This is a genomic window from Embleya sp. NPDC001921, from assembly GCF_053594475.1.
Genome location: NZ_JBSFEO010000013.1, coordinates 151,634 through 164,511, shown reverse-complemented (window position 1 = coordinate 164,511; position 12,878 = coordinate 151,634). Strand labels below are relative to the sequence as shown.

Genomic DNA, 12,878 nt, shown 5'->3' with positions numbered 1-12,878 from the left:
GGGGGTGGGGGGTCGGGGGACGCAGGCGCTGCCGCCGGTCAGCGGTGGAGCGTGAGCCAGGCGTCGGGCTCGGGGTGCACCTCGGTCCCGAACGGCCGGCCGGCCCGGGTCAGCGTTGCCGCGAGCCACTCGGCATCGACGCGTGGGGCGCGCCGGAGACGCATCCTGACGGCGCGCAGCGGTGCCATGCGCAGACCGACCAGCTCTCCCGTATCGCGGGCCACGGTGGCGAGATACAGGAGCCGCAGGTCGTCGCGGTAGTACTCGTGGCCGCGGATCCCTTCGTAGTCGTCGACGCAATCGCCGCAGCCGTACAGGATCAGCTTGTTCCGGTACACGTCAATCGCCCGCGGGTGATGCGAGGAATGACCGTGCACGACGTCCACGCCGCCGTCGATCAGGCGACGTGCGCATCGGGTCTGCGCCGGCTCGATGTCGTAGCCCCAGTTCGACCCCCAGTGCACGGACGCGACCACGACGTCCCCCGGGCGTTTCGCCCGGCCCACCCTTTCGACGAGTTCCGCGGCGTCCCGCTCCGATCCCTCATGGGTGAGGTCGACGCCGGAGCGGTTCGCGCTCGCGGCCCAGCCGGGCGGCACCCCGCTGGACTGCGTCCCCTGGGAAAAGACCACCACCCGCCCGTCTTCCCCGACGGGCACCACCGCGGGGCGCCGGGCTTCCTCGATGTCGGCCCCCGCGCCGGCGGTGCGCAGCCCCGCCCCGTGCAGCGCGTCGAGGGTGTCCGCCAGACCCGTACGGCCGAAGTCGAGGAGGTGGTTGTTCGCCAGGACGCAGACGTCCGGCCGGACCGCCTCGAGGCACGGGATGTTGTCGGGGTGCATCCGGTAGTGCACGGCCTTGAACGGCTCGAAGTCGTCGCTGGTGGTGATGCCGGTCTCCAGATTCACGATCCGCACGTCGGGCGCCTCGGCATCGAGGACCTCCAGCGCATCGCCCCAGGGCCAACGGAATGCCACCGGTCGCGGAATGGGTCCGTTGGCCTCCTCCGCCAATCGCACGTATTCGCGCGCGTCGCCGACGAAGCTTTCGCGCAGCGACGGATCCCCCGGGTGCGGAAGAATCCGGTCGATGCCGCGGCCCAGCATCACGTCTCCGCACAGACACAGCGTCACGTGGCGCTTGCTCATCCTTCAAGGATTCCACCCCCGGGCACCAGGCCCCGGGCCCCACCTCCGCGCACGGCGTCGCACCGGCTGACCGAGACGGCGTGGCGGCGCCCGGCGAACGCCCGGAACGGGCTCGTGCCCGGGGCGCCCCGGGGCCGCAGTGGGGAGTGCGCTCGTCCTTGACGTGCATTACCTTCGCGAACTCGTCCGTGCCGTCGAGCCGGATGTAGCGGATGCCTCGTTCGAGGCGGTGACCGCGTCCGGATCGGTGGAACGTTGCGGCGCCGCGGAGCCTTCCGCGGGCTCGGACCTCGCCGGCCACAGGCCGGTGAACACGGCGGTGGCCAAAGTGACGGCGCCGGCGGCGAGGAAGGCGCTGTTGAGGCCGGTCTCGAAGGAGGCGCCGCCGGATTGCCGGGTGCGGACGATGGCTCCGAGTACCGCCACACCGAGTACCGCGCCGATCTGCCGGGTGGTGCTGCTGATGCCCGACGCGAGGCCGCCTTCCTGCGGGCCGACCGCTTGGATGGCGGCTCCCGTCAGGGGGGACAGGGTCAGGGCGAAGCCGATGCCGACGGCTCCCAGCCGCCACCACACGTTCCCGTAGCCGGTGTCGGCGTGCACCATGCCGAGCGCCAGCAGTCCCAGGCCGGCCAGGGCCAGGCCGGTGGTAACCACGATTCGGAAGCCGTATCGGACGGCGAGCCGGCCCGCGTACGGGCTGACGATCACCATGGCGAGGGATGTCGGCAGGGTCTGCAGGCCGGCGCGCAGGATCGAGCTGCCCTGGACGTACACGAAGAATTGGGAGAAGAAGAACGACGAGCCCATGAGCGCGAACCCCACCACGACCATGGCGGTGTTGGAGACGGTGAACTGCCGCTGCCGGAACAGTCGCAGCGGCAGCATCGGAGCGGAACGGCGCGCTTCGACGGCGACGAAGGCGGCGAGGAGGATCACCGCGGCGGTGAAGCTGCCCAGGATCACCGGCGACGTCCAGCCGGCGGCACCACCCTCGATCAGCCCGTAGGTCAGCACCCCCACCCCCAGAACGGACAGCACCGTCCCCGGGATGTCGATCGCGGGGGCGTTCGGATTGCGGGTCTCCTCAAGGCTGCGCAGACCGACCAGCAGAAGGACCACGCCGATGGGCAGATTGACCAGGAAGATGGCGGGCCAGCCGAAGGCATCCGTCAGCACACCGCCGGCCACGGGGCCTGCGGCCAGGCCGATTCCGCTGAATCCGGCCCACAGCCCGATCGCCTTGACGCGTTCTTGCGGCACGGGATGGGCCGCGGCGAGCAGGGCCAGCGAGGCGGGGCTCAGCGCCGCGGCCCCGATGCCCTGCAGCACCCGACCGGCGACCAGCCAGCCGACCGAGGGCGCGAGGCTGCACAGCACCGACGCGGCGGTGAACACCGCCACGCCGGTCAGGTACACCCGCTTGCGGCCGAACCGGTCGGCGAAGACACCGCCGGACAGCAGCAGCATGGCGACCAGCAGTACGTACGCGTCGACGATCCATTGCAGGCCGGTCAGCCGAGTGTGCAGCCGGTGCTGCATATCGGGTAGCGCCGCTCCAACAATCGTGTTGTCGAGCAGGACCATGAATTGGCCCAGGCAGGTCACCGTGAGCAGCACGGCCCGGTTCGGTCGACTGCCTACGGCCGCGGGCGTTGCAGCCATGGGGATTCCTCTCGGTCGTTGGTTGCGCCTCTCCACGGCCGACGCGGTCGGCCTCCGGCGCTCTAAAGCAGTCAGTGGCTGCGTTAGGCGACTGTAGGGAAGGTTGCCTCACAAACGCAAGTGACGATTGCGTTAAGGTGGGGGCATGAACGAGCGAGAGCGAGAGCGAGCCCGACGGCCCGGCGGGCGCAGCGCCCGCGTCGGCGCGGAGGTACACCAGGCCGTCACCGACCTGATCAGCGAGCGCGGCCACGGCAACTTCACCGTCGGCGACGTCGCAGCCCGCGCGGGCGTGGCCGACAGCAGCATCTACCGCCGGTGGGGCAGCCTGGAAACCCTGCTCACCGACGTGGCGCTCACCCGCCTCAACGCGCGGTCGCCGATGCCCGACACCGGGAGCCTGGCCGGCGACCTGCGCACCTACGCGGCCAACGTGGCCCGCGAGATCACCGGACCCGACGGCCCGGCGCTGCTGCACCTGGTCGTCGCCCTGTCGAGCAACGGCCGGCAGGGCCTGCAGGCGCGTGACGACCTCCGCGCCGAACGCACCCGGCAACTGCAGTCCATGCTCGATCGCGCCCGCGAACGCGGCGAGGACGCACCCGACGCGTTCGGCGTGCTGGACCACATCCTGGCCCCGATGTACATCCGCGTCTTGTTCGGCGTGGGCCCGCTCACCCCGGACTACGTCGACGGGCTGGTCGACCGACTGTTGTGGCCTCGACCCGGGACTGCAACGCCGAACTCGGGCTGCCGCTGACGTGTGCCGACGAGGCGCGGCCCCTGGTCGCCGGCACACAGCGCACGGCCGTCGCGCACTCGGCGCACGCCGGTCCCCGGTGCCCGCCCCGCACGGGATGTACAAAGTCCCCGCGCCGAGTGCCAAAGACCCGGCCGACCTGTGTGCCGCACAGTGGAACCGTCGATCACGTCCCCGTCGCGGGGACATCACACCCGGCGGCCTGGATCACCGCCGATCGGATCTCCTGGTCCCCCAGGCGGATCGATGCGGCGAACCCGCCGGGAATTCACTGGGCGAACTCCTTTGACTACGGGGGTAGTCATGCGCATGAAGAAGGCGCTTTGCGCCGCGGTTTCGACGGCCGCCCTGGCCGGTGGCGCGACGGTGGTGTCCGCGGGCACGCGGAATCCGTGGAACTCCCTCGGAGCCAGGTGGCCGCCTTCGCGTTCTCCTCGATGACCGCCCGGCGCTCCCCGCTACAGATACGCCGGTGCGACACCGAGGCCTACTACTTCGTCGTCGTGCGCGACGGCGCGCTCCGGCTGGAGCAACAGCGCCGGGTGGCCTGCCTCGGCCGCGGGGACATGGCGCTGTTCTCGACGTCCCACCCCCTGGCGTGCGATTTCCTTGGGGCCGGCGGGCAGGTCGAGCTGACGCTGCTCCGGCTGAGCCGTACCGCCCTGCCGTTGGCCGCCGGGCGCGCGGACGGGCTGTTGGGCGAACGGCTGCCCGGCCTGGCCGGCTCGGCCGCCCTGCTCCGCAGCTATCTGTCCGACCTGCCGGCCGCGGCCCGCTCCTGCGGCTCCGCCGAGTTGGCCGGGCTCGACGACATCGCCGTGGCTCTCGCCACACGGTCCTCGCGGCTCGTCTCGGCCGACTACGCGACCTGCCCGCGGACACCCGGGCCGCCGCCCTGCGCACCCGCATCGGCGCGTTCATCGACCAGCACCTCGCGAACCCGGAGCTCCGGCCGGCGGCGATCGCGGCGTCCCAGCACATCTCGCTGCGGACTCTGCACACGTTGTTCCGCGACGAGCCCGAGACCGTCGCCTCCACCATCCGCCGCAGGCGCCTGGAACACTGCCGCGAGGAGCCGGCCGATCCCTCGCTCGCCGGCCGGACCATCGGGGAGATCGCCGCCCGCTGGGGATTTCGCAGCTCGGCCGACTCCAGTCGCGCATTTCGCCACGCCTACGGCATCTCCCCGAGCCAAGCCCGTCTTCGTGCCGAACCGTCCCCGGCGCAGGTCTATGCGTCGGGGACGGCGGCGTTGTCGGCGAAGGCGGCGCCGGTCGGCTCGAACTCGCCGGGCCCTGAGCCGGATCCGCCCGAGTAGACGATGTCGATCAGCAGGATCCGGTCGTTGCCCGCCGTGCCGTCCTTGTCCGTGGACGTGGTGAGCCAGATGTCCCCGTCGGAGTCGACCTCCACGGTGCGCAGCCGGTCGTACGTCCCCTCGAAGTACGTCTTCTGCTCGACCAGGTTGGAGCCGGAGTCGATGCGCAGCCGGTAGACCCGCTGGCCCCGAGTCGTGGCCACGAACACGTGGTCGTTGATGATGGTCAGGCCGCTCGGCGAGGCGGACGCCACCGGCCAGGTCTTCTTCGGCGCGATGTATCCGGAGCAACTACCTTCGGTGCCCTGACAGTTGGGCCAGCCGTAGTTGCCGCCCCTCTGGATCAGGTTGACCTCGTCCATGATGTTGTCGCCGAACTCCGCCTGCCACAGGCGTCCCTTGGAGTCGAAGTCCAGGCCCTGCGGGTTGCGGTGCCCGATGGACCAGACGGCGTTGCCGAACGGGTTGTCCGACGGGATCGAGCCGTCCGGGTTGATGCGCAGGATCTTGCCGTTGAGCGAGTTCTTGTCCTGCGCCCGGGAGTCGTTCTGGGCATCGCCCATGCCGGCGTACAGCTTGCCGTCAGGCCCGAAGCGAAGCCGCCCGCCGTTGTGGTAGCGGCTCTTGGCCATGCCATCGAGCAGCACCGTGTAGCCGCTCAGCGCGTTGTTCTCCAGCCTCATCCGGGCGATGCGGTTGCCGTCGGACGAGGTGTGCAGGAAGTACACGTAGTGGTCGGTGGCGAAGTTCGGGGAGACCTCCACGCCCATGAGGCCGCCCTCGCCGCCGGTGGTCTGCGAGTTGGGCACCTTGCCGAGCTGCGTCTTCTGGCCGGACTTGGTCAACCGGTAGACGTTGAAGGTGTTCCGCTCGGTGTAGATCCCGGAGCCGTCCGGCAGGAACGCCACGCCCCAGGCGACATCCACACCGCCGGCCAGGGTCTTCACCGTGCCCGGATCGGGGATGCCGCCCGGCTGGGAACCCGCGGTGGTGACGCTGATCTCCGGGCCGAACGCCGACCGGTTGCCCTTGGCGTCGAAGGCGCGCACCTTGAACCTGTACGTCGTGTCGGCCTGCAGACCCGCGACGGTCGTGGACGCGGTCCCCGAGGTACCCGCGGCGGCGCCGTCACGGTGGATGTCATACCCCGTGACCTTCACGTTGTCGGTGGACGGCGTCCAAGCCAGGTCGACACTCGTCGCGGTCTTGCCGGTGGCGCGCAGCCCCTGCGGGACACTGGGCGCCTCGCCGTCGGGCGGCGCGGGCAGCGTGGCGATGGTGACCACGTTGCTGGCGTCGGAGACGTTCGGGGCGGCATCGCGCGCGAAGACGGTCCAGTCGTAGCTGGTCTCGGGCGTCAGGCCGGTCACCGTGGTGGCCGACGTGGAGCCGTCGACCTGCTTCATGAGCTGGCCGTGCTGGTAGACGTCGTACCCGGTGACCTTCACGTTGTCACTGGCCGCGTCCCAGGTGAGGGACACGGAGGTGGCGGTCGGCTCCTTGTCCTTGCGCAGGTTCTTCGGGGCCGTCGGCTTCTCGGTGTCGGTCGGGCTCTGCGGGGTGAGGGTCAGGCTGTCCAGGTTGGGGCCGTCCACGCCCGAGGTGGTGGCGCGGATCCTGTTCGTGCCCGCGGCCAGTGCCGTGGTGACGGAGGCCGTCTTCCAGGTCGTCCAGGCGCCGGTGCCGGGGAAGGAGAGGTCGTCGGCGGCCTGGGTGCCGTTGACCGTGATGTCCAACCGCCGGTCGGCGGAGGTGCCGTTGGCGTAACGGAAGTCGAGCTTCGTGGCTCCCGGCTGCTCCGCCTGGACGGTGAACTCGACGTACGCGTCGGACACCACATCGAAGTTCACGAAGCCGGTGCCGGTGTGGCCGGCGTGGTTGGACTCCACCTTGCCCTTGACGACTTGGGCCGCCTCGGCCTCGTACGTGGCGGCGCGAGGGAGCGGAGCGGAGTGGGCGGCGGGCAGGGCCACGCAGAGCGAGGCGGTGGTGGCCGCGGCCACCAAGGCGCCGAACGCCCTGGACGGCCGGGATTTGACACATCTCACGGTGTCCTCCAGCGAAGAGGGGCTGAGCGCGGGGCGGCTCAGCGACTCGTGATGCTGCCCGGGCGGGTCCCTGCGAAGGTTTCACGGCAACCGACATCCGGCAACGGGCGATCACGCGGGGGAAGTTGGCGCTGGACCTTGATAGTTAGGAAACTTTCCTATCCGGTGATGGAGCACGCTAGGCCTCGGTGGTGTACCTGTCAACGGGTCACGCGCCACTCGATGCGCGGGCTCACTCCCGACCGCCCCTCGGTCGTGCCGCCGAATCGCCGCGTGAGGCATGGAACTTGCCGCACGGTCGCCCACCCACGACGCCGCCCCTGTCCGAGTGTTCGGACAGGGGCGGCGTCGTGGGTGTGTGGTCACACCGCCAGTCGGTGCACGCTTCCGTACGTCGTCCCCGCGAACAGCCACCGGCCGTCGGCCGACACGGTCAGCGACGACACCGACGGCTCCGGCAGGTTCCTGGTGATCGAGCCCCAGGTCCGGCCGCCGTCGGTGCTGCGCAACACCCCGAGCGCCGGGGTGAGGTAGTAGTGCGAGCCCGCGAACACCGTCGAGCCGTCCGGGGTGAACGCCAGCGAACTCAGGGAGCCGGTCAGGTCGGCGGCCACCTTCGTCAGGTGCTTGCCGTCGTCGGTGGTCACGTAGATCGCGTCCGTGGCGGCGATGACCGCGTGGCCCGGGGTGCGCGGGTTCAGCGCGATCGCGCTCACCCAGCCGTCGAGGACCTTGTTCAGGGTGACGCCGCCGTCGGTGGTGCGGAACAGCCCGTCCGGGCCGCCGAGCCAGGCGCTGTCGGGGTTGGCCCGGTCGACGGCGACGCTGGTGAAGCCCTTCAGGTCGTCGTGCCCGTTCTGGACGAGGGACTCGCCGCCGTCGTTGCTGGTGTACACGGCGGACGGCGAGTGGGTGGCGATGTACAGCCGCTTCGGGTCGGCGGGGCTGACCGTGATGCCGAGTGCCTTGCCCGGCACGGCGGTCTGGACGATGGTCCACCGCAGGCCCGCGTCGGTCGACTTCTCCAGGTAGAAGCAGGGTTGATCGGAGGTGCAGGTGTTGCGCACCCGGTACACCGTCGAAGGGTTCGACGGATCGGTGGCCAGGCCGTCGATCCGGTTGCCGAAGGTGTGCGGCGCGGCGCCGGAGAAACCCCATTCCTGGTACCCGCGCGGCAGCCGGCTCTTCAGTGGCGCGGACGACTGGTAGCTTCCGGTCATGGTGCCCGCGACGATCGCCGGGCCCGACCTGCCCTGGGCGACGGTCAGCGACAACACCTCGGAGCCGGGCACCCCGATCCGGCGGAAGGACTGGTGGTCGTCGGTGGTGTAGATGCCCGCGCCGGCCGAGATCACGTCCGTGCCGGGCCGTCCGGGGAAGGTGCCGGTGGACTCGTACAGGTCGATGCGGGCCAGGCCCGCCTCGGCGTGCCAGGTGCGGCCGTTGTCGCGGCTGCCCCATTGCTGCATCTCGCCGGTGGACTGGTTGACCTGGACGTGCAGCCGGCCCGAACCGTCCACGATCGCGGCCAGGACCACCACGTCGGTGCCCCACGGCCCGCGCAGCGTCCGCCAGTGCGCGCCCCGGTCGGTGGAGACCTGCGCGACCTGCAGGTCGCCCCTGGCGACCAGGGTGCCACCGGTGCCGGTGAACTGATCGACATCCGCGCCGGTCGAGCCGGGGCGGGGCAGCTTCACCGGGGTCCGCGCGCCCCGGCGGAGTACCCAGACATCGGCGCCGGACGTGAAGTACAGGTCGCCGCCGGTGAACTTGGGGTTGCGGGCGTCGGCGGGGGAACCGGGCAGCAGCCGCCAGGTGTTGCCGTGATCGGTGGTGACGTGCACGCCGTCGGCGGCCATGGCGTACAGCCGCGCGCCGGTCGGGTCGAACACGACGCCGCTGACGCGGCCCGGGGTGTCCAGCACCCGGGTGAACGTCTTGCCGGCGTCGGTGCTGCGCAGCACGTACCCGTGCCAGTTCTCCTTCTCCAGGCCGCCGGCGAACACCACGTCGGGCCGGAGCGGGCTGGCCGCGACGCCGCCGGCGTCCGTGGCGTCCACGGGCAGTTCGTTGCTCTGCTGCCAGGTGGTGCCCCGGTCGTCGGATCGGAAGACGACGTTGCCGATCGGGGTCTGCACGTAGGCCCGTTCGGGCCGGGCGGGGGTGAAGGCCAGCATGCCGCCGCTGCCGTTCGGGCCGACCTGCCGCCACTCGTTGCCCCGGGTGGCCAGGGTCGTCGTCGGGTCGTCGGGGGCCACTGGTTGCGCTTCGGCGGGCGCCGCGCCGAACGCGCCGAACACGGTGCCGAAGGCCACCGCGGCGATCAGGAATAGTCGGCGTCGGGACAGCTTCGCTGAACCCGACCGTGAATGCTGTGCGTTGGACATTCCGTCTCCCATGGGGCCGGTGGTGTGCTCTTTGTAGTCGCGCCTCCCGACGTCGGCCAGGTGTGGCCGGTGTCCGGTTGCGGCCGGCGCCGGAATCGGCCAAGCTCGCCCGCCATGGAAAACGACGAGTTCGTGTTCGGCGCCGTCGGCGTCGCGCCCTTCGACGAGCGGGTCTACCGCACCGTTCTGGCCGGACCGCCGGTCACCGTGCGCGACTTGGCGGAGCGCACCGGCTCCGGCACCGAGAAGCTGCAGTCGGCCCTCGCCCGGCTGCGCGGCCACGGTCTGGTCAGCCGGCTCTCGGGCCGCCCCACCCGGTGGGCGGCCGTCAGCCCCACCGCCGCCCTCGCCGCCCTGGTTCGCAACGCCCACGCCGACCTCGGCAGGGTCACCGAGACGGCCGCCGAACTCGAGGCCCTCTACCGCGCGCTCGGCGAGGCCGCCCGCCCCGGCGAGGGCGTCGAATTGCTGACCAGCGCCGAGGAGCTCGGCCGGTGGTTCGCCCGGCTCCAGCAGGAGGCCACCGAGGAGATCATGAGCCTGGACCGGCCGCCGTACGTCCTCGCCCACGGCAACCCGCTCCAACACACCCTCCTGGGCCGTGGGGTCCGCTACCGCACGATCTACTCCCCCGAGTCGTTCGAGATACCCGGCAACCTCGACGACGTGACCGGCCTGTCGCGGGCCGGCGAAGAGGCCCGGGTCCTCACCGGCATCCCGCTGAAGATGTCCGTCGCCGATCGCCGGATCGCCCTGCTGCCCCTGCACCTCGACTCGCCCATCACCCGCAGCGTCGTCATCCGGGGCACCACCCTCGTCGACGCCCTGGTCACCCTGTTCGAGGGGCTCTGGACACAAGCCGTCCCACTCACCGCCGCCGGCCCCGAGGAGTGCGACCCGCTCGACGCGGAGGACCGGCGGATCCTGAACCTGCTGCTGTCCGGACTCAAGGACGAGACGATCGCCCGGCAGTTGGGCACCAGCACCCGGAGCCTGCGGCGGCGAATGCGGGTGCTCCTCGACGAGTTGGGCGCGGAGAACCGGTTCCAGGCCGGGGTGCAGGCGGTGCGGCGCGGCTGGGTGTAGGGATGGCGCGAGCGATGTAGACCGAGGACGAGGGTGCGGAGGAGTTCGAACGACTCCGGCTCGGCGTAGGCCCCGGGCAGGGTCGCGACTTTCGGGTCTGCGCGCGCACGATCCGGGTGCGGACTCGTGGTGGATGACTGTTCCTCTCCCGGCGTGTGATGAAACGATGACGGCCCCTTCGAGCGGGGATTTCGGAGGCTCTACTGGACGACATGAACAGCGAGACCAACCCCTCCACCCGCCGTCGGCGCACTGTCCGGCTCACCGTGGGAATCGCCCTCGTCACCGCGACCGGGGTCTTCGGGCTCACCGCCTGCGACGACTCGGACAAGAAGAGCGGGGCCACCGACGGCCGGTCCGATTCGGCCCCCTCGGCCACCACTTCATCCGCCACGGCCCGCGGCGGCCTGGAACCGTCCGCCACCGGGAACAAGAACGTCAGGCTCGCCAAGCTGCTGTGGATGGGTGACTCCATCGGCGAAGTCCAGGCCCCCGCACTCGGGGCGGCGATGAAGGCCAACGGCATGGAGTTCAAGTCGATGGCGGCCGCCGGTGGCGGCGGTGTCATCGGCGAGGTGGCCGAACCCACCTGGGAACAACTGCCGAAGGAACTCGGCTCCTTCAAGCCGAACGTCGTCGTCTACCAAATCACGACCTACGACTGGGGCAGGGCAGAGGAACAACACGCGAGCTACGAACGACTGGCCAAGACGGTGACCGACGCGGGCGCCGAACTCGTCATCGTGTCCGCGCCGCCGTTCAGGATCGACGACTTCTACAAGCCGCACGAGGCCGCGATCAAGTCCGCCCCGAAGTCGGCCCGGGAGGTGGCGGACAAGCACCCGGGCAAGGTGCGCTTCCTCGACGCCGCAGCCCTGTGGGGCACCGACGGCGCCGCTGCCAAGGCGCAGCGAAGCAACGACGGCATCCACTCCTGCCCGCAGGGATCGGCCGCGTTCGCCCAGTGGCTGGGCAAGGAACTCGGCAAGCAGTACTCCTTCACGCCGGCGGCAGTGGACCGCTGGGCCACCGGGTCGTGGACCGGCGACAAGGTCTACGGACGCCTCGGCTGCAAGTAGTCGGCCCCGGGCGATGCGCTCGCCCTTCCGGGCACAGTGATCGAGGGGCGGAACGGGCCCAGGCTCGTTCCGCCCCGTGTCTTTCGGAGCCAAACCCCATGCCTGCGCAGACCTCCCCCCGGCGTACCCATCGGCGGGTTCCCACGCCGTCCACAACGACCGCGAGCCCGCCCACCTCCGCCAAACCGCACATCGGACCGCTGGACGGTCTGCGCGGTGTGGCCGTCGCGGCGGTACTGCTCTTCCACGCCGGACACTTCGGTGGCGGCTTCCTGGGCGTCGACCTGTTCTTCGTGCTGTCCGGGTTCCTGATCAGCGGACTGCTGCTCGAGGAGGCGGCGGCCGGCAACGGCCGCATCGACCTCGTCGCGTTCTGGGGACGGCGTGCCCGCCGCCTGTTGCCCGCACTCGCCGCCATGGTGTCCGGCACGTTGCTGCTCGTGTGGGCCTTCGGCTCGCCCGCGCTGATCCGGAACGCGCTCGACGACAGCCCGTGGGTGGGGGCGAACCTCGCCAACTGGCACTTCATCGCGGACAAGATGGGCTACTGGAACTCCGCCGACACCCGGGTCTTCGGCCACCTGTGGAGCATCGCCGTCGAGGAGCAGTTCTACCTGTTCTGGCCACTGCTCCTGGTCCTGGTGGCCCGAGGCCGGAACGCGGGCCGAAACGTCGCCGTCGTCGCGGCGACCGGGGCTCTGGCCTCGCTGGCCCTGATGATCGATCTCACCGATCCCATCGACACCACCCGCGTGTACGAGGGCACGGACACACGTGCCTCCTCGCTGCTCCTGGGCGCGATGGCGGCCACCGCGCCGGCCACGCGCGCGGTGGCCCGCCTGGGCGAGCACCTGGCCGGGTGGATCTCCCTGGTCCTGGTGTGCGGCCTCGGCGCGTATTGGGTCCTGGCCGACGGAGAGGATTCCCCTTCCCTGTTCCAGGGGGGCATGTTCCTCCACGCGCTGGCCGCCGCCCTCCTCGTCTCCTGCCTCACCCGGGCCCCGGGCAGCCCCGTCGGCCGTGTCCTGGGCGGCACCGCGTTGCGCTGGACCGGTCTGATCTCGTACAGCCTCTACCTGTGGCACTGGCCGGTCTATCTGCTGCTGGACGAGGAACGTCTCGGCTTCTCCGGCTGGGGGCGGACGGCTGTCATCGCGGCGGTTTCGGTTGCCGCCGCCGTACTTTCCAAGTTCCTGGTGGAGGATCCGATCCGCTTTCGGGCCCGTTGGGCACGTGGTCGGACCGGGGTCGTTGCCCTGTTGGCCACGTTCGCCGCGATGGTGGCCCTGTGGGCGGTCATACCGGAGCCCCACAGCGGGGCGGGCTCCGTGGACATCACTCGACTCACCGCCGGATACTGAGAGTTCTACGGGGTCGGGGCGATTCG

The 12,878-nt window shown here is 70.8% G+C and carries 9 protein-coding genes and 1 pseudogene; 6 read left to right on the top strand and 4 right to left on the bottom strand.

Going from position 1 to position 12,878, the window contains the following annotated elements:
• Positions 1–38: 38 nt before the first annotated feature.
• Entirely contained in the window at positions 39–1,148 is a 1,110-nt protein-coding gene (locus tag ACWCPW_RS17820; protein ID WP_449762497.1) for a CapA family protein, read from the bottom strand.
• A 168-nt stretch (positions 1,149–1,316) separates the two neighbouring features.
• Positions 1,317–2,813: an MFS transporter gene (locus ACWCPW_RS17815; protein ID WP_449762496.1), complete on the bottom strand. Its 1,497-nt coding sequence runs from the start codon at positions 2,811–2,813 to the stop codon at positions 1,317–1,319.
• Between the two features lie 145 nt (positions 2,814–2,958).
• Here ACWCPW_RS17815 and ACWCPW_RS17810 point away from each other — a divergent pair, with 145 nt between their 5' ends.
• The 3 genes and pseudogenes from ACWCPW_RS17810 (at position 2,959) to ACWCPW_RS17800 (ending at position 4,891) form a co-directional block, all read left to right on the top strand.
• The gene (locus ACWCPW_RS17810; protein WP_449762495.1) at positions 2,959–3,573 is read left to right on the top strand and encodes a TetR/AcrR family transcriptional regulator; all 615 of its coding nucleotides are present in this window, start codon (positions 2,959–2,961) and stop codon (positions 3,571–3,573) included.
• Positions 3,528–4,307 (top strand): annotated as a pseudogene (locus ACWCPW_RS17805) (AraC-like ligand-binding domain-containing protein); the annotation flags it as partial. The gene ACWCPW_RS17810 and the pseudogene ACWCPW_RS17805, both read left to right, overlap by 46 nt.
• A gap of 269 nt (positions 4,308–4,576) precedes the next feature.
• Complete coding sequence (locus ACWCPW_RS17800) at positions 4,577–4,891, top strand: helix-turn-helix domain-containing protein (protein ID WP_449762494.1); 315 nt, start codon at positions 4,577–4,579, stop codon at positions 4,889–4,891.
• Here the strand turns inward: ACWCPW_RS17800 and ACWCPW_RS17795 are convergent.
• The gene (locus ACWCPW_RS17795) at positions 4,804–6,780 is read right to left on the bottom strand and encodes a PQQ-dependent sugar dehydrogenase (protein WP_449762549.1); all 1,977 of its coding nucleotides are present in this window, start codon (positions 6,778–6,780) and stop codon (positions 4,804–4,806) included. The two genes, ACWCPW_RS17800 and ACWCPW_RS17795, sit on opposite strands and share 88 nt — an antisense overlap.
• A gap of 521 nt (positions 6,781–7,301) precedes the next feature.
• Positions 7,302–9,326, bottom strand: coding sequence for a WD40/YVTN/BNR-like repeat-containing protein (locus ACWCPW_RS17790; RefSeq protein WP_449762493.1), 2,025 nt, complete (start codon positions 9,324–9,326; stop codon positions 7,302–7,304).
• Positions 9,327–9,440: 114 nt separating this feature from the next.
• Here ACWCPW_RS17790 and ACWCPW_RS17785 point away from each other — a divergent pair, with 114 nt between their 5' ends.
• The 3 genes from ACWCPW_RS17785 to ACWCPW_RS17775 all read left to right on the top strand — a co-directional run bounded on the left by ACWCPW_RS17785 (position 9,441) and on the right by ACWCPW_RS17775 (position 12,852).
• Positions 9,441–10,412, top strand: a complete 972-nt coding sequence (locus ACWCPW_RS17785) for a helix-turn-helix domain-containing protein (protein ID WP_449762492.1) — start codon at positions 9,441–9,443, stop codon at positions 10,410–10,412.
• A gap of 212 nt (positions 10,413–10,624) precedes the next feature.
• Positions 10,625–11,491 (top strand): SGNH/GDSL hydrolase family protein, encoded by an 867-nt coding sequence (locus tag ACWCPW_RS17780; protein ID WP_449762491.1) that lies wholly within the window; start codon positions 10,625–10,627, stop codon positions 11,489–11,491.
• Positions 11,492–11,589: 98 nt separating this feature from the next.
• Complete coding sequence (locus ACWCPW_RS17775) at positions 11,590–12,852, top strand: acyltransferase family protein (RefSeq protein WP_449762490.1); 1,263 nt, start codon at positions 11,590–11,592, stop codon at positions 12,850–12,852.
• Positions 12,853–12,878 lie beyond the last annotated feature (26 nt).